The organism is Flavobacterium profundi (genome assembly GCF_006491645.1).
Taxonomy (GTDB): Bacteria; Bacteroidota; Bacteroidia; order Flavobacteriales; family Flavobacteriaceae; genus Flavobacterium; species Flavobacterium profundi.
This window is the reverse complement of the sequence record NZ_VDCZ01000012.1, coordinates 48289-71981: the sequence shown is the minus strand read 5'-3', so window position 1 is coordinate 71981 and position 23693 is coordinate 48289. Positions and strand designations below refer to the sequence as shown.

Sequence of the window (23693 nt, the reverse complement as noted above, 5' to 3'; positions counted from 1 at the left end):
AAAATACTTTTTTATTTATTCTCTACAATCAACCTTCTTTTTTCACCATTGATTGCTAATAAATAAATACCAGATTCTAAAAAGTCGATTGGAATAATTTCAACTTCAGCTTTCGCTTTAATTTGAAGTCTCGTTTTACCTTTATTGTCTGTAATACTAATTTGGTCATCTACTTTTACACCTTGAAGTGTAACTAAATCACTTGCAGGATTAGGAAACATTTTAATATCACTAATTACTAACCCTTTATCGTTGCTCTCTTGATTGTTTTTAGCAACAATTGTTTTCATTTCAAATTTATTCTTCTCTAGAGAAACCGACTGCTGACCCATCATCATCGAAGAAGACGCGACCATTGCCATAACAAGGCCTAATTTTACTTTTTTCATAATCATTTTTTTTATAGTTGTTGTTTGCGCTTGCAAAAATATCTTTTTAGGATAACGAAACAATCTTCTAGTTTATTTTTTTATTAAGAAAATTTGTTAATAAGTTTAACTTTTCATTAATAAATTGCCAAAAAAAGACTTGATTATGAAGTTATAATTAACACAAATGAATCAATATATTAAATCCATTCTTCTGCTTCTTTATAATTTTCAGTAAAATAGGTTAAATACTGTACCAATCTCGGTTTACTACCTCTATTTGGTGTGGCACAATGCGGTAAAGCTTGATGCCATATGATAAAATCACCAGCATTTCCAATTATAGGTTCAGGTTTTAAAGTTTCTAATGCTACTTGTCTAGGATGTTCATTAGGCCCTAAAGATTGCATCCAATTTTCAATTTTATGATGAAAACCTGGAACACAATGAAAAGCACCATCCTTTGCACCACAATCTGACAAATACAACAACCCTTGTAAACGAAAAGGAATCGGTTGTTGCAAGCTCACATCCCAATGTAAATTACTTCCTAAAAAAGCATAGTTGTCTGTAACGGGCGGATTAAAACTTACTTTATCAATTGTTTTAAAAATTGCATCTGTACCGTATAACTGTTCGTATGCTTTTTTAATTTTCAAAGACGCTCTGTTTTTTTCTAAAATGGGATGATTAAAAAAATGCACCATGAGTCCTTTTTGAGCTTCGTGAAACGTATACCAAGTAGTACTATCCTCAGGATCTTTCTGTAAAAAATTCCAAATTACCTGTTGTGTCTCTAAGCAATCCTGAATTGGAATAGCATTTTTTACAATCACATAACCATTGGTTTCCCAAAATTGCAAATCTTCAGCAGTAAGTACATTTTCTTCATACTTTTCAGAATCAAATGCTTTACTATTGGTACTAATCCATTGCTTAAAATCTTCTAAACTAGGTTTTGATTCATATATAAATTGCAAAGTAAGTTCCATACTAATTCCTAAACGATACAAATAACCCGTTTCTTCATCCCAAGTTGTCGTTTGATTAGGTTCATTTTGCAAGGTTCTTCTCCAAAAATTTGAAAGTATAATCTCCTCCATTTCTACGATTGTTATTCTCAAAAATACTTGATTTTCTTTTGGTAAACAAAAAAAGGATGCCTTTTAGCATCCTTTCTTTTTTTTGTCTTTTTTAGATTTCTTACCTTTTTTCTTTTTAGGTTTTAGAAGCGCTAGTTTTTCATTGATTCTTTTCTTAGTTTCTTCCAAATAATATGTATATTCATTTGAAACGACTAATAACTGAAGCTCTTTTAATATTTTTTTGATTGCTTTGAATTCTCTTTTTATCTCTAAAAACTGAATTTTCTTCATCAAAATTTCTACCTTATTGATTCCTTTTACCGTTAAAGCAAAGTCAATCAACGTGGCTGCTTCCTCAAAATCTTCATTCCACAACAAGGTTTGAATGTAAAAAGGATACACTTCAATCGCATTAATATTTATACCTAAGGCTTGTTGGTAATAATTTTTCGCTTCTTCATAATGAAACAATTGCTCTGCTTGTATTCTCGCATACAAACATAAAGCTGTTGTATTCTTATCGTCATAAGATAAGGCATAGTCTAAAGACTCTATGGTTTCTTCCAAACAATACGGATAATTATCCATCGCTTGAAACAAATATTTATCTATTGATTTCATTTTTTTAATTTTCTAAATTCTAAACTCAAATTTCTAAACTCTTTTTTAGGGCGTGCCCTTTCAGGTCAGGCTTTGCGCTACAAGTCCTCATTCGTTCCTCATTGTGGGCTTTTCGCTGCAATCCTTCACGCAAAAAAGTACTACTCATTATAATCTTGTCGTTTTAATTTCAATCGCTCTTTTTTATAACTTTTATCCTCTTTTTGCTTCTTAAAATCGGAACCTTCAAAAACTCGAACAGGATTACCACGTTCTATTTGCATTTGATTCGACCAAGCATTTTGCTCCTGATTTTTAAATTGGTTCCAATTATTTTCTTCAATCTTTTGCTTTAACCGTTCTGTAGCTAATTTTTTGTTTTGATGTTGTGATCTTGAATCCATAGCAACAACGGCAATACCTGTAGGAACGTGTGTCGCTCGAATTGCAGAACTCACTTTATTTACATGTTGCCCTCCTGCTCCAGAACTCCTCATGGCTTGGTATTGCACGTCTTTTTCATGAAATGCAGTATCTTTTGATTGTTCAATTTCAAAAATACCCACAAACCAATTCTTACGTTGGTGGAACTTTCGAAACGTACTCTTACCAATCCATTGAATGGTGCCTACCCAAGAAGCAACAAAAGTGTTAGCATTTTTACCTTCCAGTTGAATAATAGCTGTTTCTACAGTACCATTTTCCTGACCGGCTTCTCGTTGCACAACAGTTGCTTTTAGCTGTTTTTCATGAGCTTCCTCCAACACTTTTTTTACAACCTGAGCCACTACCCAAGTACATTCTGCTGGACCTCTTCCTGAGGTGATTTGTATTATTTTTAAAGCTTGATTATTATGCGCTTCTTCTGAAAATATATGTTTGTTATAATGCCCCATACTTCTTTCTATTTTGGTATTTCAGAGAGTTCTTTTCTTCCTATTGGATTGATTCCTTTCTCTAAAAATTCCTTTGCTTTAATTACTGCCCAACATTTATCACTGGAATGTATATTAGAATAAAAACGCAATAACATTTGTGGAGAAACGACTGTGAAACCATTGCATATTTCCGTTTGTAAATCGGTTCTTTCAAAAAAATCAATTGTAATTCGAAATGCTTTTTCATTAGTTATTGCAATTACTTTTTCATATCTCCTAAAGTTTTCTGCGCTATACAAATGATCATATCTTGTCCAAACTTTTTCAAAATTATTTTCTAATAACACTTCCATCACTTTCGCTACATTTTTAGGATGTACAAAAATGTCGATATCTTTATGATCGTGAGCGTGTTTATACTCTATATGATTGGGTATGCTCATAAAATGCCAGGCCCAACCTCCTGAGAGAACGATGTACTCTTTTAAAAGATGTAAGATTTTCAAACTTTCATCGATTCTATTTTGATTCCATAGTTCACCATATCTGTTTTTATTATGTGGTGCTCCCATACTTATTATTTATTATAAACATGTCACTATTAAAACATGCTTCATTTAAAAATTCATTCCTTATAAGAATGTTCTCGATACTTTTTTGTTCCTTTTCACTACACAAAAACACCCGAACTGACGAGTAACTAGAGTTAACTACTTAATTTCTCTTTCCAAAAATTCGATTGGCTTCCTGTTTAGTCCCGATTGTAGGAAGTAGCTCCCGATATTTCGGGACTACTTCGAAAAGCGGGAAAATGGTGAGCCAAAAATGCCCAAACCATTCGCTCCTACAAAAAAATATTAGCGATCCATTCGTACTATTTTAGGGGTAAATGTGCCTAAAACCTCCACTAATTCCGATTGTAAAGCCATTACTTTGTGTATGTCTTTATAGGCCATTGGAGCTTCGTCTACATTGCCTCCTATTAATTTTACATCTTGTGCAGCCAACTCTTTTTTAATCTGACTTTGCGTAAAATTTGCTTTGCATTTGGCTCTTGAGAACAAACGTCCAGCTCCGTGAGAAGCAGAATCTAAACTGGCTTCATTGCCTTTTCCCATAACGATAAATCCAGGTGCAGTCATGGAACCAGGAATAATACCTAAAACTCCTTTTTGCGCTGGAGTTGCTCCTTTTCGATGCACGATGCATTCGTTACCGTCAACCATTTCTTTCCATGCAAAATTGTGATGGTTTTCTATCGTAACCACTACTCTTTTTCCTAAAGCTTTGGCAATTCTGCGATGAATGTCATCGTGACACGCTTTGGCATAATCACCTGCTAAATTCATAGCCAACCAATATTCTTGTCCGTCATGTGTATTCAAATCGAGCCATGCTAAATGCTGTACATTTTTAGGCAACGGACATTGTTTGGTTGCCAAATACGTATAATGTTTGGCAATATTGGCTCCCAAACCTCTCGAACCACTGTGTGATAATACCGCTAGATATTCTTTAGGTTCTAATTTCCATTCGGATAAGGGTTGCTCTAATTTTACAATACCAAATTCTACAAAATGATTCCCTCCACCAGATGTACCCAATTGTTTATACGCTTTATCTTTTAACTTTTTCAGTAAAGGAATCGTATCAAACTCGTTGCGATAAAACACCTCATGATCTGCTTTGATTTTATGTGTTTCATACATCCCAAATTGAGTATGGTCTTTTAAAATCGATTCTAATTGGTGGTCTTTTCCTTTTAAAAAAGAAGCTGGTAAATCAAAAATGGACAAACTCATTCTACAACCAATATCGACACCTACTCCATAAGGAATCACCGCATTTTCGGTTGCCAAAACGCCTCCAATTGGCAAACCATAACCAGAGTGTGCATCGGGCATTAAAGCCCCTTTAACGGCTACAGGTAATTTTAAAGCGTCATACAATTGAAACTTTGCTTGTTCATCGATTTCATTTTCTCCAAAAATGGAAAAAGGAGCTCTTGTATTTTTCAATTGGTTGAATTTCACTTGAACCGGGTTTACCAATCCTTCTGCTACTTTTCCCCAAGTACCGTGCATTTTAAACTTTTCTGGATGCAACAAAACCTCTTTGGCTTCATTTAAAATACTTTCCTTTTTTTCTCTTTTTCTGTATCTATTAATTTGCCCTAAAGCAATATTGATGGCGTTATTCTTTGGAAAGCCTAATTTGATTAGGTCTTTTCCTGATAATTTATTTCCCATGAAATTTTTAATAATGTTATAATTAATTACCCAATAATTATTCTATTCTTAAATGTCATCGCTAAAGTATCCTAACTATTTGGCGAAATAGCTTTAAAAGAAGAATTTGAGTGATTCAAAACCTATTCTCGATACACTTTTTCTTTGAAAAAGTACTCGAATTGACGGTTTTGAATACAGCACAATGAATTAGGTAAAACCGCATTATCAAAATGATAATGTAAAAGTTCGTGTATTTCGGGAATTTTTGAAGGGTCTAGAATTAAAAAAGCCCGAATCTAAATAGCTTCGGGCTTTTTCATATCTTTGATTCTGATTTTAGGAATGAAATAAACCACGAAGAAAAGCAGCACCAGTCTCTACTGATGGGTTGCTTTGAAAGTATAAATTGAATAATGTCATTTTTTCTTCGTTTTTAATGTTATTTTTTTCTGGGACAAATTTTTGTAATTATTTTTCACATTTCCAAATTTATTTTAAAAAAAATATTTTTTTGTAGTAGAAAAACTATATTAAGTGAATGTTAAAGCGTTTAACAACTTGTTTAAATTTCTCTATTTTTACAAAAATTTTAACCTATGCCAACCGACTGTATCAGCTACCAAAACTCAGGATATTTTTCAGACTTAATGATGGATTATTTAAATGAAAAAGATGCTTTGAGGCCGCTGTACCATCGCTTTCCAAAGTTGGAAAACTTTAAAGACCAACTCCTTGAAAAACAGAATAGTTTTACTTTAGAAAATAGAAAAATTTTAGTTTCAGCTTTAGAAAAACAATATATGAATTTTGAAATTTCTGAAGCCTCTTTAAACAACATTCAGCTTTTAAAAAACACTACTTCTTTTACCATTACAACCGGTCATCAATTGAATTTATTTACAGGTCCGTTGTATTTTTTGTATAAAATTATTTCTACTATCAATTTATGTAAAGAATTACAAAAAAAATATCCAGAAAATAATTTTGTACCCATTTATTGGATGGCAACTGAGGATCATGATTTTGAAGAAATCAATTATTTCAACCTAAATGGTAAGAAAATCCAATGGAAAAAAGAGAGTTTTGGACCCGTAGGACGCTTAGATACGAAAGGATTAGAAACTGTTTTTGAAGAATTTTCAAAAGCTATTGGGATTAGTGAGCATGCCAATTACTTGAAAAAAGTGTTTCAAAAAGCCTATTTAGAGCATTCCAATTTAGCCGATGCTACCCGTTATTTAGCCAATGAGTTGTTTAAAGAAGAAGGTTTAGTTATTTTAGACGGTGACGATAAAAACTTGAAACAACTTTTCGTTCCCTATGCAAAAGAAGAGTTGTTGCATCAAACCTCCAGTACTGAAGTTTTACAAACGAACGAGGCATTACGTGATTATAAAATTCAGGTAAATCCTAGGGAAATTAACTTGTTTTACATTGAAGATCATTTGAGAGAACGCATTGTTTTTGAAAACGGCCAATACAGCGTTTTGAATACTAAAATGACTTTTTCAGAAAAAGAAATACGTACCGAATTAGAGAATCATCCCGAAAAATTTAGTCCGAATGTTATTTTAAGACCTTTGTATCAAGAAATTATTTTACCTAATTTATGCTACATTGGTGGTGGAGGCGAATTGGCCTATTGGTTACAATTGCAATCTAATTTTAAGGCAAATAAAGTTCCTTTTCCTATCCTTTTGTTACGCAATTCGGTGCTTTTGGCAACCGAGAAACAAGCCCAAAAAGCAGCTAAATTAGATTTAAATTGGTCGGATTTATTTCAAAAACAAAACATTCTTCTAACGAATAAAACCAAACAATTATCGCAATTTACGATTGATTTTTCAGAGCAAAAAGAACATCTGAAACAACAATTTGTTGGGTTAAAAGAAATGGCAAAACAAACAGACAAATCCTTTATTGGTGCTGTAGAAGCACAAGAAATAAAACAATTGAAAGGATTAGACAATTTAGAAAAACGTTTATTAAAAGCTGAAAAGCGTGTTTTAGCAGACAAATTAGAACGCATTACACTGTTACAAAATGAATTATTTCCTAGTCAAAGTTTACAAGAACGAAAAGTAAATTTTGCTGCGTTTTATGAAGCTTTTGGACCTAAATTAATTGAAACGCTTTTGGAAGAGTTACAACCATTGGAACAGGAGTTTACTGTGGTGGTTTTGTGATTGTATTTCAATAAGTTATGTTCGTATACAAAAGAAAATAAACCCAGGAGATATGAGAACAAAAAACCAAATTAAATTTTTAATAATGTTTATTTCAACTTATTTATTTTTTTCGTTTACAGAAAATTATAAACCTGAAAATAATATTATTTTAGTTGGAAAATGGAGAGTTTCTGGTATGTTTTGTTCTGAAAGAGAAGAAGCTCCTGAAGGTTTTTCCTTTACTTTTTATGAAAATGGAAGAGGTTATGTCGAATACGAAAAAATATCAGAAAAAGATGTTTTTAATTGGCAAACAAATTCAGACACATTAAAACTGAATTTCGAAGATAATAATGGTATTAAAAATATTCTATTCAAAAAGAACCAATTTCTTTTTAGAAAATTACCATATTATAAAACACATATTGAACTGAGATATTTAAATTTTAAAGAATGTGGCTTAGAGTTGGGGTTTTTAGAATAACAAAACTAAATCCAAAAGTTTTTTCAAATCAAAAAATAAAATATTAAATTCAAAAGATTCTTTTAAAATTCAAAGGAAATTTTTGAAATTTTATCTTATTTAAATACTTAATTTATATAGTCACTATACCACATGAAACAACAACTCTCTCCTCTTATTTCCGCAACCGAACTTCTCGCTTTACTAGAAACTAAAAAGCTCGTACTCATCGATGCTAGTAATGGTAAAGAAGCTTTTAACAATTACTTGGCAAGTCATTTACAAGGTGCTTTGTTTGTCGATTTGAATACGCAATTGGCAGCTATTAAAGAAGATGTTGCTGAAGGTGGTCGTCATCCTTTGCCTACTTTGGAACAATTTTCAAAAGTTGTTGGTGCATTAGGTATTACTCCTGAAAGTCATGTAGTGGTGTATGATGATAAAAGCGGAGCGAATGCTGCTGCACGTTTTTGGTGGATGTTAAAAGCAATTGGTCATGAAAAAATTCAGGTTTTGAATGGTGGAAAAAGTACTGCTGAAGCTATTGGATTTCCATTAGCAAAAGGCATTGAAAAGGCGGAAAAAGTGGGACTTTATCCTGTCACGAATTGGCAATTACCACAAGTTACGATGGATGAAGTAGAAAAAGCAACTACAAATCCCGATGCCATCATTATTGATGTTCGAGAAACGGCTCGATACAAAGGTCATGTAGAGCCTTTAGACTTGGTTGCGGGTCATATTCCGAATGCTGTGAATGTGCCTTTTTCGACTAATTTGGATGAAAATGGTTTGTTTTTGTCTCCTTCCCTATTGAAAGAAAAATATGAAGCAATTTTAGGAAATATTCCAATTGAAAATCAAATCGTGCATTGTGGTTCAGGAGTTACGGCTTGTCATACCCTATTAGCTATTGCAAGTGCAGGCTTATCTCTACCTAATTTATATGTAGGCTCTTGGAGTGAATGGTCTCGAAATGGGAAGGGAATTGTGACTGAAGAATAAGTTGTTTTTCATATTTCTAATTAATTCCTGTAGAAACGTATCAAAATATTTTTATAAAATTTGTTATATCCAAAAAAATAAAAAAATCATAATTAAAAAAAATGTTTATCTCTAAAAAAATTCTTTTTCTTCTATTCTTTTCCATTGTTGCAAATTCTCAAAATATCTTTACTTATGAAAAAGAAGTTGATTCTATTGAAAATTATATTTCCACAGAAATCAATATTGATAATACAATTAAAAAAATAATACTCTCTGGTACGCTCCTACAACCTAAAAAAGAATTCAATAAAATAGTAATTATTGTTCCAGGAAGTGGGAAAGACACAAGAAATTCCCATTTCAAATTGGCAGCTAGTTTATTAAAAGAAGGAATAGCAGTATATCGATTTGATGAAAGAGGTATTGGCAAATCGGAAGGCAAATATTCTGAATTGGCAAAAGATTTATCAGAAGATTTAAACTTTGTCTTTAAATATTTAAAAGATTCCTATAAAAATATGAAAATAGGTATAATAGGCCATAGTCTTGGAGGAATTGCAACCTTAGATATTATTCAAAATAAATCAATTCCTGATTTCATTATTTTAATTGAAACTCCAATAATAAAAAATGGTGCTTTTGTTACGAATCAAATAAAAATGGATTATGAGAAAATAATTCCTGAAATTATGAGAAAGGATAAATCTAAAGAAGAAACTTTAGTATTTCTTGAAGGCCTATTCAAAATTATTTCAAACAATAAATTATTTAACCAAAGTAATATAAAAAAATATATAAAAGAAAAAGGGTTTAATAAAAAATGTTCAGCAATTATTCAAGATGATCTTTTAGTTGAAATGTTAACCACTAATTTAGAAAGTGTAGTAGAAACTATCTCAATTCCTGTACTTTATTTAACTGGTACGAAAAATAAAATTATAGACTATGAGAAAGAAATAGATTTACTTCGAAAATTTAATAATCAAAATATTGAGGTTCAAATTTTGAAAGATCTTAATCATTGGTTGACCGATAAAAATGCTGTTATTGGAGACTCTTTATATAACATGGACGAAACAGCACTTAACGCAATAAAAAAATGGTTAAACAATAAATAATTAAGCTTGCTTAAAAAAAACCCGATTTAAACAACGATAAATCAGGTTTTTTATATTTTCTTAAGAGTCTATATCTTCTTCAATTACAAATTCGTCCACTGCTTCTTCAAAATCCAATGAATCTTCCATTTCTTGTATTTCTAATTTTGAAGCTTTAACAGCGTTAAATTTTTCTAAGGCTTCCAAATCCGCTTCTTCTCCACTAAAATAAGGAAAAACATCCATAATTGGAGATTCTGCAATAGCAGGAATGGTATAATCGCCCATAGTATTTTGCATCGCATGAAGCGTATTATCGTAGGCTTCTTTTACATCATTGGCTTGTACCAATAAATAGATATTCGTTTTACGTTCTTTTCCACTTTCTTCATCATAAGCTACCAAAGCTACTTTAGATTTGAACCATCGATCCGCTTTTTCAAACGGATGAATTTCAGAATAATTGGCAAATTTAATATTGGTAATCTTAAATTCTTCACTCACATAGGCTGCCATTTCTTCATTGATTCTTCTTTCGGCTTCAGTATAGGAAATCGCATCGACCAAATAAGGTTCGGTTACTACTTTTTGCACGCCGTTTTCATCTATTTTTCTATACTTTACTTTACATTCATACCAAGTTGCACTCATATTCTTTATTTTTTAAGGAGGCCAAAGATACTTTTTAATCAAAAAATAGCTTGTTAATTTTAAAAATAGATATTCACAATTTTAATAATCTTTGTATCAAAACCACTTTTTTTAATCTATTTTTGTAAGGTAACCAAATATAAATAATTGATAATGAGAATAGCTTTTTTGACTCTTTTCTTTTTATATAATTCAATTAGTTTTAGTCAGAATATAAAAGAAATGAAACCTAAATTAGGTTCTTTGATTGAAAAAAGTCCTGCTGGTGAATTAGCCTTTGAAAAAAGCATTGAAGATTGTAAGACTCTTTTTGAAAAAATAAATCAAAAGAAAAAAGAACGTCTTACGCCTGAAGAAAAAAAACAATATGAAGACTGTTTAGAAGACAGAGAAGGATATTGGGATGTTTTAGGAGTAGGTTGTAGTTGGTATTGTGGTGGTGGTTTGGATACAATCTCTGCTTCGTCTGCCTTAAAAACGAATAAAGAGATTAACTATATTCCTAAAAACATTCATGATTTAAATTATAAAACAGCATGGATAGAAGGGGTTTCTGGCTACGGAATAGGTGAAACAATTACTTATCATTTTCCTCCTGAAAATCCAAGAATTACTGAAATTATAATTGTAAATGGTTATGTTAAATCAGATAAAATTTGGAGAGAGAATTCGAGAGTTAAGAAGTTAAAAATGTATTTAAATGATATACCCTTTGCTTTACTCCATTTAGAAGACTCGAAAAATGAACAATCATTTTACTTTGATCCTCTTGGGAATAGCAATAGAGAAGATTTCAATTCTTTACAAAAACAACCTTGGTGGACAATTACATTCGAAATTGTAGAAGTTTACAAAGGTGAAAAATATGATGATACCGCAATCACAGAAATTTATTTTGATGGCATCGATGTACATTAACATTAATATTTAATTTATAGATGTTTTCATTCTTTAAAAATAAAAATAAGCACGTAATTCCTGAATTCGAATTTATAAATACATTTTCTGAAAAAGACTTTTATTTTGTTCGAACAAAACAATGGATGTGGATTACAAAAGAAGAAATCGCTTTGGTTCATAAAGACGAGAAAGGTTCTATTAAAACAACGACAATGGACTTTTGGTACCAAGAAATGTTTTTAGATGCTGATGGTGAAAAGACTATTTCTGAGTATTTATTGCTTCTTATAAAACAATTCCAAGACAGCAAAATGCAAATACCTGATGATTTAGATCAATTTATGATTGAAACTCTTTTGAGCTTAAAAAATGATTTAAATGCAATTGAATTTACTCAAATGCCGAATCAACCAAAAGAAGAATTCAAAAATCCTATCGAATAGTTTTTAAACTCCAAACAAAAAGACTACTTTTGCACCAAATTTTAAAAATAGAAAAAACGTTATGGCAACGAATAGAACTTTTACAATGATTAAACCAGATGCTGTTGAAAACGGACATATTGGTGGTATTTTAAACATGATTACTGAAGGTGGTTTCAGAATTGTAGCAATGAAATTAACGCAATTAACAGTTGCTGATGCTCAACAATTTTATGCAGTACACAGTGAAAGACCATTTTTTGGTGAATTAGTTGAATTCATGACAAGAGGTCCTATCGTAGCGGCTATTTTAGAAAAAGAAAATGCTGTAGATGATTTCAGAACATTAATTGGAGCTACCAATCCAGCGGATGCTGCTGAAGGAACTATTCGTAAAAAATATGCAACTTCAATTGGTGAAAATGCTGTTCACGGTTCAGATTCTGATGAAAATGCAGCTATTGAAGGTGCTTTTCATTTTGCAGGTAGAGAGCAATTTTAATTTTCAGTTGAAAAATTAGCATTCAAAAATTATATAAAAAATCCCGTTTTGTAGTTTCAAAACGGGATTTTTATTTTTAAAAACTGTTTTCCATTACAATTTATAGGTTAAACCAAAAGTTGGAGTATCAAAGAAATTGGTAAATGAATTTAAATTACTATAAAAGCCAGTGCTTTTGCTTTCCGTTTGTGCTATCTTCTCTTTTGATGTACTTGAATTAAAATTCAAAACATTAGACAAAGCAAAATTTATAGCCATTCTTGAAGTTACAAAATATTGAATTCCTAAATCTAAGCCCGCATTAAAAGATTTAATTTCTCTATCACTATTTAAAATAGGATTTCCACTTTCAGAAATTTCTGATTTTATAGAACTATAACTTACTCCTAATTCAGAATAAGTTTTAAATCTCTTACCTAATTCTAGAAAATAATAACGAGCAAATAATCCACCTCCATAACTATTGACTTTAGTTTCATTTACTACATTAGGACTTCCAAATTGAGTATACTCACTTTTTGAATTTCCTAAATTTAATCTAATTCCTACTGCTAATTCATCTGTAACAAAATAACCCACTTTAGGTGTAAAATTAAACGTATTATATTTTCTCTCACCTATATCTCCAGTAACATCTGAATCTGTATTTTTTGAACCAGAAAAACCAATGTTTCCTTCCACAAAAATATCCTTTTGTAAAAATCCAAACTCTTGAGGTTGAGTTTCCTCTTGTGCACTAACAAATGTGAATGTAAATACTGTAACTACAGCAACTAAAATTTTTTTCATTGTTTTTGTTTTAAAAATTAATTCTCAAATATATTTGGTAAACAACTACATTTGAATAAGCATTAACTTTTAATTACCAAAGATTAACGATAATTTAGTACTGTTAACTTTCTCTTTACATATTCAATATTTTCCCAGGATTTAGGATACCAAGAGGATCGAAAAGTTTTTTAATACCTTTCATTAAATTCAATTCAGCAGTATTAAAAGCTAAAGGCATATAATCTTTTTGTACATATCCAATGCCGTGTTCTCCTGAAAGTGTTCCTTTTAATTGTACGGTTAATTCGAAAATTTCAACAATTCCTTTAGGTACTTCTGTAATCCAATTTTCATCAGACATATCACCTTTTACAATATTAATGTGTAAATTACCATCACCTGCATGACCGTAACAAACCGTGTGAAAACCATATTTTTTTCCTGCATCTTTTACTCCTTTTAATAAAATGGGTAAAGCATACCTTGGAACAACGGTATCTTCTTCTTTATACACCGAATTTGATTTTACCGCTTCTCCAACTGCTCTTCTCAACTTCCATAAGGCATTTTTTTGATCTTCAGTATCAGCAAATAAGACTTCGTCAATTTCAAATTGTTCCAAGACTTCTGTAATTTTTTCGGCTTCTTGAAACAAAACCTCTGGATAATTACCATCTACTTCAATTAAAAGATGGGCTTGAACTTCCTCTTTTATGGGTACACTTACGCCCTCTACAAATTTCATAGTCCAATCAATCGCGTCTCTTTCCATAAATTCTAAAGCACTCGGAACAATTCCAGCTCTAAAAATAGCAGAAACTGCTTCACAGGCTTGTTCTGCTTTATAAAAAGGAACTAGCATTAAAATAGTATGGGTAACTTTAGGAATTAACTTCAATACAATTTTTGTAATAATTCCAAGAGTACCTTCACTACCAACCATTAATTGAGTTAAATTATAACCCGTAGAATTTTTTAAGGTATTGGCACCAGTCCAAATAATTTCTCCATTGGGTAAAACAACTTCTAAATTCAACACATAATCTTTAGTTACTCCATATTTAACAGCTCTTGCTCCTCCCGAATTTTCAGCGATATTACCGCCAATAAAACAACTTCCTAAACTACTCGGATCAACAGGATAAAACAAACCTTTTTCAGCTACTGCATCTTTCAAAACTTGCGTAATAACTCCTGGTTCAACAATTACTTGAAGATTTTTATCGTCTACCTCTATAATGGAGTTAAATCGTTCCATGGAAAGTCCAATACCACCATAAATACTTAATGCACCACCACTTAATCCCGTTTTAGCACCAATGGGTGTAACCGGTATTTTATTTTGAGTGGCTAGTTTCATAATAGCTGAAATTTCCTCTGGTGTTTTTGGTTTTACCACAACTTGAGGTGGAAAATTATAATCTTCGGTTTCATCATGACCATAATTTTTCCTTGTATCTTCATCTGTAAAAACACAAGACTCACCTACTATATTTTGGAGTTCGACAACTATTTTGGGATTCATTTTGATATTTTTAATCTTAACTTATAATTTTTTAATCTTCTAAAAGTAACAAATAATAATATTATATTTATTGAAATAGCAATCTTATGAAAATTTGAAAATAGAATTTTTTCAAAAAGTGTTGATCCAATTAAAAACAATAAAAATAATGATAATAAAAAAAAATTAAAAATGGTATTTCCAAGACTACTTTTAGCTTCTTTCAAAAGTAAATCTCTCATTTTAAAAGGAATTTTTATATTAGTATTCAAATGGATTTTATTTACTAAATTTTCAAAATTTTCAAAAAGAGCTTGTGATATTATTATAGTATTGTCTTCATAATCTTTTATTTCCATACACACGAAATAATATCTTTTTCCAGTAATCCAAGGGTAATAGTTAAAAATCTTAACCTTCTTAAAATATATTTTTTTAAAATTAAATAAAAAGGGGTTGATTTGAAGAATACAATTTTTATTAATGATTATAATCTTAAACTTATAAAAAAAATAACTCCATAATAATAAGGCTAAAATAAGAATAAGTATTGGTATAATTTGCTTCAAAATATCATAATTATATACTTGATTTTTAAAATAGACATACCCAGTATAAGTTGTCATTAACAACATCAAAAAATACAGAAGACTAATAAAAATGTTATAAAAACCGATTTTCATTCTCTAAAAAAATTTCAGAATCCAATACCATAATGCTAATGTAATAAACGACAAAGGGATACCTATTCCAATCATCATACTGCCCAATTTTGGTTTTAACCCATAACTTGAAGCTAAAATTACACCTGTTATCATGGGTGCCATGGCTGCTTCCATAATGGATACATCAATCACTATACCAGAAGCATGTGCTATTTTTTTATATAAAATGTAAAAAAACAAAGGGGTTAGTAGTAATTTAAAACCTAAACCTAACCAGAGGAATTTCCAATGTTTACTGTTTCTTTCGATTTTTAATTGTAAGCCTACTGCTACTAATGCAATAGGTGTAACCGTACTTCCGATGCGCTGAAAAACACTTTGCAACACCACAGGAAAATCGATTTGTATACAATTCATTAGTAAAGCTACAGAAAAAGCAATAAATGGTGGAAAAAGAGCAATTTTTAATACCATTGTTTTTGTACTTAATGCTTCTCTAGAAAATAAAGTTGCCGTAATAATGCCTAACGTTGCCATTACCACAAAGGAACCTGGTTGATCTACAATAATGGCAGTTTTCAAGCCTTCAGTTCCATATAAAGCTTCAATTACTGGAAAACCTACAAAAGACGTATTGCCTAAACCTGCTGTAACAATTAAAAATCCAGTTAATTTTTTAGACCATCCAAAGTATTTTCCTAAACTATAAAAAAACACGAATGATAGTATAAACCCAAACCAAGCAATTCCTAAAGGGTACAATAAAGCAATAGAGATTTGAATTTTTGGAATATAATATAAACCTAAAGCTGGCAATGAAACATAAATAACAAACTGATTTAGAGATAAATGCATGTTTTTAGGAAATGCTTTTACAAATTGAAAAGCAACGCCTATGAATAAACATACAAATAATAGTAAAATATTGTCCATTGTAGTCCTAAAAACACAAAGGTATAAGCTTTATTCGATTCGCCATCGGAAACCTTATTTTTTTCAAAAAAATTGTACTTTTACAACAACAACTAGGATTTTGGAAAATAAAAATAACAAATCGGCTTTATCAGAAATTAATGGAGTGCAGCAACCCGACTCTATTAGTTCTACTGTTGCTCAAAATATTTTACAATTTCGTAGAAAACAACCTTCTGCAAAAGAATTAATTACAGCCATTACTAAAGGTGATAAAATTGCTTTAAGTAGAGCCATCACTCTAATTGAAAGTACCAATGAAGCGCATTTAGACAAAGCAAATGAAGTAATTCAAGGGTGTTTACCATATGCCAATCAATCGGTAAGAATAGGTATAACCGGTGTTCCTGGAGTGGGTAAATCGACTTTTATTGAAGCTTTTGGCAAATACCTTACATCCTTAGGTAAAAAAGTAGCTGTTTTAGCGGTTGACCCTAGTTCGTCTATTAGTCATGGAAGTATTTTAGGTGATAAAACCCGAATGGAAGAATTAGTAAAAGATGAAAATGCTTTTATTAGACCAAGTGCTTCTGGTGATAGTTTAGGTGGTGTCGCTAGAAAAACCAGAGAAAGTATCATTTTATGTGAAGCTTGTGGTTATGACACCATTATTATAGAAACCGTCGGTGTAGGACAAAGTGAAACTGCTGTACACAGTATGGTCGATTTCTTTCTTTTATTGAAAATAGCTGGTGCTGGAGATGAATTACAAGGTATTAAAAGAGGTATCATGGAAATGGCAGATACCATCGTTATTAATAAAGCGGATGGTGACAATAAAGCAAAAGCAAAGTTAGCAAAAACAGAATTCAATAGAGCATTACATTTATTTCCTGCAAAAAAAAGTGGTTGGATACCCAAAGTTACTACTTGCAGTGCTATTGATAAAGAGGGTATTGATAACGTTTGGCAATTGATTGCTGATTATTTAGAAATTACAAAAAAGAATCATTTTTTCGAACTTAAGAGACAAGAACAAAACCAATTTTGGATGTTAGAAACGATTAATGAACAATTAAAAAATCGTTTTTACCATCATTCTGAAATTATTACTTTACTGGAGGCCAATAAAAAAGCGGTCCAAAACAATGAAATATCACCTTTTGCTGCTGCCCAAATTTTATTGGAAAAGTATTTTGACAAGTAGTAACTTAAAAAAAGGAAGTGGCATAATTTTTGAATTGTGTTTTGACTAACAAATTAATTAAATTCACATGAAAAACATTGCATTATTGGCTATTACAAGTCTATTTTTATTTTCTTGTTCTAACTCAGAAAGTCTAGACACAAAAGAAAAAACCTTAAAAAGTTCAAAACCAAACACTTTAAAACAATCGTTAGTTAATGAGATGATTCAACAGTACAGAAATAATCAATTAGCAACTATCAACAAAACAAATATAGAGAACGATGCGCATTCTATATGGTTTGAATTAGAAACATTGAAAAAATTTATTACTGATGTTGAAAATGAAGCTAAAAAAAATGGAAACACTTCAAGTAACGACTTAGGAATTCGTTTTTATTATGCTGCTTATCCTGAAAAAGTAAAATGGGGAACAACAGGTTATGAAGAATTATCTTTTTTATTAAATAGCCCCATTACACAACAGTACGAAAACAAACATACATTAGTTATGATACCTACTATTGATGTAGAAGGAAAAAATGTAGATTTTAACCCTATGGACAAAAATACCTTTACTGGTTTTCAAAATACTACAAAGAAGGGTGATTATAAAATAATGTCTAAAACATCTGCAAATAGTGATATCACGGCTCAAAATCATGGTAATTTGATTCCTCCTGCAGATCCTGATAATGAAGAAAGTTTCTAAAATATCAATTTATTAAATACTAACGCATTCTTAAAATATAAGGATGCGTTTTTTTATTTACTAAAAATTAGTTTTAAGATAATAGGGTTATTTACCCCTACAAAAAACGTTTTTAAACTTTCATTAAAAAAAGTAAAGAGTTGTTTCTTTGTAAAGAATAAAAAAGTAATTTCATAACTTAAAAAAACAAGATGATAACAACAGTACTTTTAATAGTAGTAGCAATTGCATTTGTAGTTTATGTATATAAATTCCCTCCTAGAAAAAATCCATGTCCTTGTGCAGATTCAAATAAAATATGTTTGGATTATAGTAATAGCCAAATAAATGAACTAAGAGTGGATCTTATTCATACTATGACGAATAAATATCGTAGTAATCAATTGGACTTTGTCAATAGAAATACTGATTTCTTAGGTTACAATAAAAAAGATGCTCATTCCATATGGTTTGATTTGATTACCTTAAAAAAATTCATTTATCATATTGAAAAAACATCTCGTGATTTGGGAGCTGGGATTAATCGAACTATTTCGGATAAAGATTTAGGAATACGCATTTACTATGCGGCTTATCCAAAAAAAGAAGAAAATTGGAAAGCTAAATTTCCTGATTTAATTGATTTGTATACTGACCCGAATAAACAATTATACGAACATTTACATACATTAGTAATGGTTCCTACTCTTAATATTGAAGGTAAAATGGTAGATTTTAATCCAAAAGACACAAATACCTATCCAAATGGACTAAACGACATGCCTGGTTATATAGTAACACCATTAATTAGTAGTTCTTTAAAAACCGTAGCAATGACTGGATCAACAGAGAATGACCCAAATAATTTAACTGGTTCTCAAAATCATGGAACACTTATACCGCCTGTTACAAGTGGAGGTCAAGAAGGCTTTGGAATTTAATATTATAAAATGCACAAATTACATCCTGAAATTATTGATTTGCTATTATGGTGTGAATTCCTTTGTGCTATAGTAGCAATTATTAAATTTAATGAAATTAAAAACACCTATTGGAAGTGGTTTGTTTTCTTTATTGTTTATATCTTTATTATAGAAAAATATGGTACTCATATATTTAATTTATTCTCGATTGAGAAAAAAATTTATTTCGCATTTATAGGAATACCTTTGGAATATATATTCTTTTTTTGGTTATATTCAATTAAATCTTTAAAGAATAAAAAGTTGTTTTTTATTTTTACTTTATTTTATTTTTTATCATTTATTCCAATTGAATTATATTTTAAATCATTTGATATAATTTACTCTTTTAATACAACTATGGGTTCTTTTTTATTAATGATTTTGGTATTTTTAGAATTTCAAAAACAAATACTTAATGATGATATTTTAAAATTCAAGCAAAATAAAATGTTTTACATAAACATAGGTATCATGCTCTTTTATGTGGGCACTTTACCTTTTTTTGGTTTGTATAATTTAATAGTAAAAGAGCCAGAAATATGGAATATCTATTATCTTTATTTTTTACTTTCTAATTGTTTAATGTATTTGTTATTTACAGCATCTTTTATATGGGGAAAAGCGAAATTATAGTCACTATAATACTTTTTAATTTATTTTTTATCCTATTCTTATTAGGAATAATTGTATTTATAAAACAATACAAGGAAAAGAAAAAGGAACATGAAAATAAATTATTCCTACAACAAAAAGAACATGAACAAGAATTATTAACTACACAATTGGAAATACAAACGCAAACCATGCAGTATATAGGTAGAGAAATCCATGACAATATTGGTCAGAAATTAACACTTGCGAGTTTATATACACAACAATTAGCTTATGAAAACAAAGCACCACAAATTACTGAAAATATTGAAAATATTAGCACTATTATAAATGATTCGTTAAGTGAATTAAGACAACTATCCAAATCTCTAACAGATAATAATATTGAACAAAATTCACTCCTCGATTTATTAAAACAAGAATGCAAAAAGATAAATGAGTTGAAAAAATGTGACGTTCATTTCTATTGTCAAGAAAGTATAGATATTGCCAGTTATCAAAGTAAAAGTATACTATTGCGTATTACACAAGAATTCATTCAAAATAGTATGAAATATTCGAAATGCAAAAATATTACTGTTATATTAGAAAAAAGAGCAAATTACATCCAGCTCACTTTAAAAGATGATGGAATAGGTTTTGACCTTTCACAACAATCTAATGGAATTGGCTTACTCAATATGAAAAAAAGATCTGAAATGATTAATGGAACGTATACTTTAACAAGTGAAAAAAATATAGGAACTCAATTAACTCTTCAAATACCCATATCAGAATGAAAAAAAAGATTGTTATTGTTGATGATCATATTTTAATTGCCAATGCTTTAGCTAGTATCATTACCAATTTTGAAGATTTTGAAGTACTCTATGTTTGTGAAAATGGTACTGAATTACAAAAAAAAATGAGAACAGAATCCTTGCCAGACATTATCCTTTTAGATATAAGCATGCCTGTAATGGACGGATTTGAAACTGCCAATTGGTTAAAAAAAGAACATTCTCAAGTTTTAATTATGGCTTTGAGCATGCAAGATGACGAACAAAGTCTCATCAAAATGATTAAAAATGGTGCCAAAGGATATCTATTGAAAAATGCACATCCGAAAGAATTAGAAGAAGCATTACATAAAATAGTCAAAAACGGACAATACTTTCAAGAATGGGCCACTAGTAAAGTATTATCGACCTTGTATGGAAATAGTAAATCTTCAGATGAAATTACTATTTCAGATCGAGAAAAAGAATTTTTAAAATACACAATTACCGAGATGACCTACAAAGAAATTGCAGAAAAGATGTTTTGTAGTCCTCGAACTGTTGAAAATTATAGGGATAGTCTTTTTGAAAAACTAGAATTAAAAACTAGAGTTGGGCTAGCAGTTTATGCCCTTAAAAATGGATATGAAGAGTAAATTACTCTTCATATCGTTCCATTTCTCTATCGTAAAACTCTCCAGCTAAAGTAATTAGATGTTCCATTTCCGACTCTAATTCTTTTTCGTCTTCATCTTCAATATCTTCTAAAAACTCTACCTCATCATCTTTTAAATTAATAATAAATTGAGGAAAATCTAAATGAATGATGAAAATATCATCTGGAAAATCGGAATTGTCAGCTATGACAAATTTTGGTAAATTCATGATGTATAATTTATATTACAAAAGTATTAATTCTGCCCTATTTATGATTAGAATGAATTAATTTTTTAGTTTCAGCATTAAAACGTACAAACAAAAATAAAGCAGCGGCTGTTAAACCTGCTAATAATCCTATCCAAATACCAGCTGCTCCTAAACTAGTAAACTTCCCTAAATAAATTGAAGTTGGAAAACCAATAATCCAATATGCGATAAAAGTAATATACATTGGGATTTTAACATCTTGCAAACCTCTTAAGGCTCCTAAAACCACAACTTGTAATCCATCTGAAATTTGAAAAATTGCAGCAACCAATAATAATTGGGAAGCAATAGCTGCAGCTTCAATATTTTCCAATATTGGATTTCCAAAACTATCCAGTTGCTTTAAAAATAACAACGGAAAATAATCGTGAAAGATTACAAAAATTAATGCAAAAACAATTTCAAGCAAAGTGGTTAATAAAAAAATTGAAAAAGCCACTAAACGCAACTTGTTGTAATCTTCTAATCCTTTTTGATTCCCCACACGAATCATGGCTGCAACACTCAATCCCATGGCAAACATAAAAGTAAACGAAGCCAAACTTAAAGCTACCTGATTTGCTGCCTGACTTGTAGTACCCAAACTTCCTGATAACCAAATTGCTCCTGTAAACAAGGCTACTTCAAAAAACATTTGCATCGCTGAAGGAGTACCTAATCGAATAATTTTTAAATTGACTTCTCTTTTAATTTCTTTTAAACTAAAACCCTTAAAAAATGGATGGAATTTCTTTCTTAGATTCATCATGTAATGCATATATCCTAACATGACAAATCGAGAAGCAATGGTTCCAATTGCAGCACCTACAATTCCTAATTTTGGAAATATCCAAACTCCATAAATTAATAAATAATTCAACCCCACATTGGTTATATTTGCCAAAATGGTAGCCCACATGGAATATTTGGTTTCACTCATCCCATCAGCAAACTGCTTATAGGCTTGAAACATAATCAATGGAATTAAAGAAAAAGCTACAATATCTAAATACGGCTTGGCTAAGTCAACTACATGCTTTGGTTGCCCCATAAAAGCAATTAATGGTTTTGAAAAAAAGATAATAGTGAAAAGAACCACTCCTAAAATGGTACACAAATACAATCCGTGATGAAACGCACTTCTTCCTTTTTCAATATCTCCTTTACCATCCGCTTCAGCTACTAAAGGAGTTATAGCTGTAGAAAATCCAATTCCTAAAGACATGGCAATAAATACAAAACTATTTCCTAATGAAACGGCTGCTAATTCGGTTGCTCCTAATTTTCCAACCATAATATTATCAACAATACCTACAACGGTATGTCCTAACATTCCTAAAATAATTGGATAAGCCAGTTTCAAGTTATAGGAAAACTCTTGAAAATAGGTTTTTAATTGCATTGTATTAAATTAAGTCTGCAAAATTACGCATTCTCAACCAAATGACTTTAGGAATTTTTATAAAAAAAAGCCCAATTGAACTTTTACTTTTCAGAAGCTAATTTATCATGATACATTTTAATATTTTCTTTTACCTCATCTTCTAATTCTGGCTCTTTAATATCGGTGTATTGTTGTAGTGTTTCCAAAATAGTTTTGGCCACAATATACCTACACGTTTCTTTATTATCTGCTGGAACAACATACCAAGGAGCATATTCTTTAGATGTTCTATTAATGGCATCTTCATAACACTTTTGATACGCATCCCAAAGTTCGCGTTCTTTTAAATCTCCTGGTGAAAACTTCCAATTGTGTTTTTCCGTTTCTAATCTTCGTAACAAACGCTGTCTTTGCTCTTCCTTACTCAAATGCAAATAGAATTTTAAAACAATCACTCCATTAGTAGCAATATGTTTTTCAAATGCATTGATACTTTCAAAACGGTTATCCCAAAATGCAGGAGTAATATCTTCAACTGATTCAATACCTGGAATATTTTCGTTTAAAATATAATTAGGATGCACTCGAGTTACCAATACGTTTTCATAATGGGTTCGATTGAAAACTGAAAATTTCCCTTTTTCTGGCAAAGCCAAATAATGTCTCCACAAATAATCATGTTCTAATTCGGTACTAGTTGGTGTTTTAAAACTATGCACCACTACTCCACGTGCATTAAATTCTTTAAAAACTTCTCTTATCAAACTATCTTTTCCCGCTGTATCCATGCCTTGCAAACAAATCAAGACGCCATATTTGTTGTGTGCATACATCTTATCTTGCAGTTTGCTCAATTTCTCTCTCACTTTTTGAAGTTCCTTTTCTTTCTTTTTTTCAGAAGTGGCTACATCAATAAATGTGGGAATTTTATCTAATTGTATGGTTTGTGTTACTTTTAATGATGAAGTATCTATATGTTTCATAAAG

Annotated in this window: 27 protein-coding genes; 13 read left to right on the top strand and 14 right to left on the bottom strand. The window is 30.5% G+C overall.

The genetic code is table 11. The annotated features are described in order from the left end of the window. Positions 1-11 precede the first annotated feature (11 nt). The 6 genes from FHG05_RS14760 to FHG05_RS14735 form a co-directional block, all read right to left on the bottom strand. The gene (locus FHG05_RS14760; RefSeq protein WP_181369180.1) at positions 12-389 is read right to left on the bottom strand and encodes a T9SS type A sorting domain-containing protein; all 378 of its coding nucleotides are present in this window, start codon (positions 387-389) and stop codon (positions 12-14) included. A gap of 179 nt (positions 390-568) precedes the next feature. Continuing rightward, the gene (locus FHG05_RS14755; protein ID WP_232338102.1) at positions 569-1492 is read right to left on the bottom strand and encodes a phytanoyl-CoA dioxygenase family protein; all 924 of its coding nucleotides are present in this window, start codon (positions 1490-1492) and stop codon (positions 569-571) included. Between the two features lie 42 nt (positions 1493-1534). Beyond that, on the bottom strand, positions 1535-2074 hold the full coding sequence (locus FHG05_RS14750; RefSeq protein ID WP_140998873.1) for a tetratricopeptide repeat protein: 540 nt from the start codon (positions 2072-2074) through the stop codon (positions 1535-1537). A gap of 140 nt (positions 2075-2214) precedes the next feature. Continuing rightward, positions 2215-2949 carry a peptide chain release factor H gene (gene prfH / locus FHG05_RS14745; protein WP_140998872.1) on the bottom strand — a complete coding sequence of 245 codons (735 nt, stop codon included), beginning with the start codon at positions 2947-2949 and terminating at the stop codon, positions 2215-2217. Between the two features lie 8 nt (positions 2950-2957). Next, positions 2958-3503 (bottom strand): nucleotidyltransferase family protein, encoded by a 546-nt coding sequence (locus tag FHG05_RS14740; RefSeq protein ID WP_140998871.1) that lies wholly within the window; start codon positions 3501-3503, stop codon positions 2958-2960. A 285-nt stretch (positions 3504-3788) separates the two neighbouring features. Next, positions 3789-5180, bottom strand: a complete 1392-nt coding sequence (locus tag FHG05_RS14735; RefSeq protein WP_140998870.1) for an RtcB family protein — start codon at positions 5178-5180, stop codon at positions 3789-3791. A gap of 578 nt (positions 5181-5758) precedes the next feature. Between FHG05_RS14735 and bshC the strand changes: the two genes are divergently transcribed. The 4 genes from bshC to FHG05_RS14715 all read left to right on the top strand — a co-directional run bounded on the left by bshC (position 5759) and on the right by FHG05_RS14715 (position 9898). Beyond that, complete coding sequence (gene bshC, locus FHG05_RS14730; protein ID WP_140998869.1) at positions 5759-7348, top strand: bacillithiol biosynthesis cysteine-adding enzyme BshC; 1590 nt, start codon at positions 5759-5761, stop codon at positions 7346-7348. Positions 7349-7400: 52 nt separating this feature from the next. Then, positions 7401-7814 (top strand): hypothetical protein, encoded by a 414-nt coding sequence (locus FHG05_RS14725; protein WP_140998868.1) that lies wholly within the window; start codon positions 7401-7403, stop codon positions 7812-7814. Positions 7815-7946: 132 nt separating this feature from the next. Beyond that, positions 7947-8798 (top strand): sulfurtransferase, encoded by an 852-nt coding sequence (locus tag FHG05_RS14720; RefSeq protein WP_140998867.1) that lies wholly within the window; start codon positions 7947-7949, stop codon positions 8796-8798. A gap of 101 nt (positions 8799-8899) precedes the next feature. Next, positions 8900-9898, top strand: a complete 999-nt coding sequence (locus FHG05_RS14715; RefSeq protein ID WP_140998866.1) for an alpha/beta fold hydrolase — start codon at positions 8900-8902, stop codon at positions 9896-9898. A gap of 60 nt (positions 9899-9958) precedes the next feature. Here the strand turns inward: FHG05_RS14715 and FHG05_RS14710 are convergent, their stop codons facing one another. Continuing rightward, entirely contained in the window at positions 9959-10528 is a 570-nt protein-coding gene (locus tag FHG05_RS14710) for a DUF4494 domain-containing protein (RefSeq protein ID WP_140998865.1), read from the bottom strand. Between the two features lie 153 nt (positions 10529-10681). On the opposite strand from FHG05_RS14710, the gene FHG05_RS14705 reads away from it, so the two are divergent. From FHG05_RS14705 to FHG05_RS14695, 3 genes are all read left to right on the top strand, one after another. Further along, a complete protein-coding gene (locus tag FHG05_RS14705; RefSeq protein ID WP_140998864.1) occupies positions 10682-11446 on the top strand; it encodes an NADase-type glycan-binding domain-containing protein in 765 nt (254 codons plus the stop codon). Positions 11447-11466: 20 nt separating this feature from the next. Beyond that, positions 11467-11871, top strand: coding sequence for a hypothetical protein (locus FHG05_RS14700; protein WP_140998863.1), 405 nt, complete (start codon positions 11467-11469; stop codon positions 11869-11871). A gap of 61 nt (positions 11872-11932) precedes the next feature. After that, positions 11933-12352 (top strand): nucleoside-diphosphate kinase, encoded by a 420-nt coding sequence (locus FHG05_RS14695; RefSeq protein WP_140998862.1) that lies wholly within the window; start codon positions 11933-11935, stop codon positions 12350-12352. Positions 12353-12445: 93 nt separating this feature from the next. Here FHG05_RS14695 and FHG05_RS14690 read toward each other — a convergent pair whose 3' ends face one another. The 4 genes from FHG05_RS14690 to FHG05_RS14675 form a co-directional block, all read right to left on the bottom strand. Then, positions 12446-13141: an OmpA family protein gene (locus tag FHG05_RS14690; protein WP_140998861.1), complete on the bottom strand. Its 696-nt coding sequence runs from the start codon at positions 13139-13141 to the stop codon at positions 12446-12448. A gap of 115 nt (positions 13142-13256) precedes the next feature. After that, the gene (locus FHG05_RS14685; RefSeq protein WP_140998860.1) at positions 13257-14648 is read right to left on the bottom strand and encodes an FAD-binding oxidoreductase; all 1392 of its coding nucleotides are present in this window, start codon (positions 14646-14648) and stop codon (positions 13257-13259) included. Beyond that, entirely contained in the window at positions 14645-14986 is a 342-nt protein-coding gene (locus tag FHG05_RS14680) for a hypothetical protein (RefSeq protein WP_140998859.1), read from the bottom strand. Before FHG05_RS14680 ends, FHG05_RS14685 begins: the two co-directional genes overlap by 4 nt. A gap of 327 nt (positions 14987-15313) precedes the next feature. Beyond that, positions 15314-16225, bottom strand: a complete 912-nt coding sequence (locus FHG05_RS14675; protein ID WP_140998858.1) for an AEC family transporter — start codon at positions 16223-16225, stop codon at positions 15314-15316. A gap of 97 nt (positions 16226-16322) precedes the next feature. Here FHG05_RS14675 and meaB point away from each other — a divergent pair, with 97 nt between their 5' ends. The 6 genes from meaB (at position 16323) to FHG05_RS14645 (ending at position 21072) form a co-directional block, all read left to right on the top strand. After that, complete coding sequence (meaB, locus tag FHG05_RS14670) at positions 16323-17411, top strand: methylmalonyl Co-A mutase-associated GTPase MeaB (RefSeq protein ID WP_235889687.1); 1089 nt, start codon at positions 16323-16325, stop codon at positions 17409-17411. Between the two features lie 67 nt (positions 17412-17478). After that, positions 17479-18102, top strand: coding sequence for a hypothetical protein (locus FHG05_RS14665; protein WP_140998856.1), 624 nt, complete (start codon positions 17479-17481; stop codon positions 18100-18102). A gap of 191 nt (positions 18103-18293) precedes the next feature. Further along, positions 18294-19022 carry a hypothetical protein gene (locus tag FHG05_RS14660; RefSeq protein WP_140998855.1) on the top strand — a complete coding sequence of 243 codons (729 nt, stop codon included), beginning with the start codon at positions 18294-18296 and terminating at the stop codon, positions 19020-19022. A gap of 9 nt (positions 19023-19031) precedes the next feature. Continuing rightward, entirely contained in the window at positions 19032-19679 is a 648-nt protein-coding gene (locus tag FHG05_RS14655) for a hypothetical protein (protein ID WP_140998854.1), read from the top strand. Next, a complete protein-coding gene (locus tag FHG05_RS14650; RefSeq protein ID WP_140998853.1) occupies positions 19658-20437 on the top strand; it encodes a sensor histidine kinase in 780 nt (259 codons plus the stop codon). The genes FHG05_RS14655 and FHG05_RS14650 overlap by 22 nt, the downstream gene beginning before the upstream one ends. After that, positions 20434-21072 carry a response regulator transcription factor gene (locus FHG05_RS14645; RefSeq protein WP_140998852.1) on the top strand — a complete coding sequence of 213 codons (639 nt, stop codon included), beginning with the start codon at positions 20434-20436 and terminating at the stop codon, positions 21070-21072. The genes FHG05_RS14650 and FHG05_RS14645 overlap by 4 nt, the downstream gene beginning before the upstream one ends. Before the next feature lies 1 nt (position 21073). On the opposite strand, the gene FHG05_RS14640 is transcribed toward FHG05_RS14645, so the two are convergent. The 3 genes from FHG05_RS14640 to FHG05_RS14630 form a co-directional block, all read right to left on the bottom strand. Continuing rightward, a complete protein-coding gene (locus tag FHG05_RS14640) occupies positions 21074-21301 on the bottom strand; it encodes a hypothetical protein (RefSeq protein ID WP_140998851.1) in 228 nt (75 codons plus the stop codon). Between the two features lie 37 nt (positions 21302-21338). Continuing rightward, complete coding sequence (locus FHG05_RS14635; protein WP_140998850.1) at positions 21339-22724, bottom strand: MATE family efflux transporter; 1386 nt, start codon at positions 22722-22724, stop codon at positions 21339-21341. Between the two features lie 83 nt (positions 22725-22807). Then, on the bottom strand, positions 22808-23689 hold the full coding sequence (locus FHG05_RS14630) for a PPK2 family polyphosphate kinase (protein ID WP_140998849.1): 882 nt from the start codon (positions 23687-23689) through the stop codon (positions 22808-22810). Positions 23690-23693: the final 4 nt, after the last annotated feature.

What these genes read in the sequence shown, in the direction of transcription:
- FHG05_RS14645 (WP_140998852.1), top strand. Translation starts at nt 20,434, where the DNA reads ATGAAAAAAAAGATTGTTATTGTTGATGATCATATTTTAATTGCCAAT.
- FHG05_RS14685 (WP_140998860.1), bottom strand. Translation starts at nt 14,648, where the DNA reads ATGAATCCCAAAATAGTTGTCGAACTCCAAAATATAGTAGGTGAGTCT.
- FHG05_RS14650 (WP_140998853.1), top strand. Translation starts at nt 19,658, where the DNA reads ATGGGGAAAAGCGAAATTATAGTCACTATAATACTTTTTAATTTATTT.
- prfH (WP_140998872.1), bottom strand. Translation starts at nt 2,949, where the DNA reads ATGGGGCATTATAACAAACATATATTTTCAGAAGAAGCGCATAATAAT.
- bshC (WP_140998869.1), top strand. Translation starts at nt 5,759, where the DNA reads ATGCCAACCGACTGTATCAGCTACCAAAACTCAGGATATTTTTCAGAC.
- FHG05_RS14630 (WP_140998849.1), bottom strand. Translation starts at nt 23,689, where the DNA reads ATGAAACATATAGATACTTCATCATTAAAAGTAACACAAACCATACAA.
- FHG05_RS14710 (WP_140998865.1), bottom strand. Translation starts at nt 10,528, where the DNA reads ATGAGTGCAACTTGGTATGAATGTAAAGTAAAGTATAGAAAAATAGAT.
- FHG05_RS14725 (WP_140998868.1), top strand. Translation starts at nt 7,401, where the DNA reads ATGAGAACAAAAAACCAAATTAAATTTTTAATAATGTTTATTTCAACT.
- FHG05_RS14750 (WP_140998873.1), bottom strand. Translation starts at nt 2,074, where the DNA reads ATGAAATCAATAGATAAATATTTGTTTCAAGCGATGGATAATTATCCG.
- FHG05_RS14720 (WP_140998867.1), top strand. Translation starts at nt 7,947, where the DNA reads ATGAAACAACAACTCTCTCCTCTTATTTCCGCAACCGAACTTCTCGCT.
- FHG05_RS14705 (WP_140998864.1), top strand. Translation starts at nt 10,682, where the DNA reads ATGAGAATAGCTTTTTTGACTCTTTTCTTTTTATATAATTCAATTAGT.
- FHG05_RS14740 (WP_140998871.1), bottom strand. Translation starts at nt 3,503, where the DNA reads ATGGGAGCACCACATAATAAAAACAGATATGGTGAACTATGGAATCAA.
- FHG05_RS14735 (WP_140998870.1), bottom strand. Translation starts at nt 5,180, where the DNA reads ATGGGAAATAAATTATCAGGAAAAGACCTAATCAAATTAGGCTTTCCA.
- FHG05_RS14665 (WP_140998856.1), top strand. Translation starts at nt 17,479, where the DNA reads ATGAAAAACATTGCATTATTGGCTATTACAAGTCTATTTTTATTTTCT.
- FHG05_RS14660 (WP_140998855.1), top strand. Translation starts at nt 18,294, where the DNA reads ATGATAACAACAGTACTTTTAATAGTAGTAGCAATTGCATTTGTAGTT.
- FHG05_RS14760 (WP_181369180.1), bottom strand. Translation starts at nt 389, where the DNA reads ATGAAAAAAGTAAAATTAGGCCTTGTTATGGCAATGGTCGCGTCTTCT.
- FHG05_RS14695 (WP_140998862.1), top strand. Translation starts at nt 11,933, where the DNA reads ATGGCAACGAATAGAACTTTTACAATGATTAAACCAGATGCTGTTGAA.
- FHG05_RS14655 (WP_140998854.1), top strand. Translation starts at nt 19,032, where the DNA reads ATGCACAAATTACATCCTGAAATTATTGATTTGCTATTATGGTGTGAA.
- FHG05_RS14700 (WP_140998863.1), top strand. Translation starts at nt 11,467, where the DNA reads ATGTTTTCATTCTTTAAAAATAAAAATAAGCACGTAATTCCTGAATTC.
- FHG05_RS14675 (WP_140998858.1), bottom strand. Translation starts at nt 16,225, where the DNA reads ATGGACAATATTTTACTATTATTTGTATGTTTATTCATAGGCGTTGCT.
- FHG05_RS14690 (WP_140998861.1), bottom strand. Translation starts at nt 13,141, where the DNA reads ATGAAAAAAATTTTAGTTGCTGTAGTTACAGTATTTACATTCACATTT.
- FHG05_RS14715 (WP_140998866.1), top strand. Translation starts at nt 8,900, where the DNA reads ATGTTTATCTCTAAAAAAATTCTTTTTCTTCTATTCTTTTCCATTGTT.
- FHG05_RS14680 (WP_140998859.1), bottom strand. Translation starts at nt 14,986, where the DNA reads ATGGAAATAAAAGATTATGAAGACAATACTATAATAATATCACAAGCT.
- FHG05_RS14640 (WP_140998851.1), bottom strand. Translation starts at nt 21,301, where the DNA reads ATGAATTTACCAAAATTTGTCATAGCTGACAATTCCGATTTTCCAGAT.
- FHG05_RS14635 (WP_140998850.1), bottom strand. Translation starts at nt 22,724, where the DNA reads ATGCAATTAAAAACCTATTTTCAAGAGTTTTCCTATAACTTGAAACTG.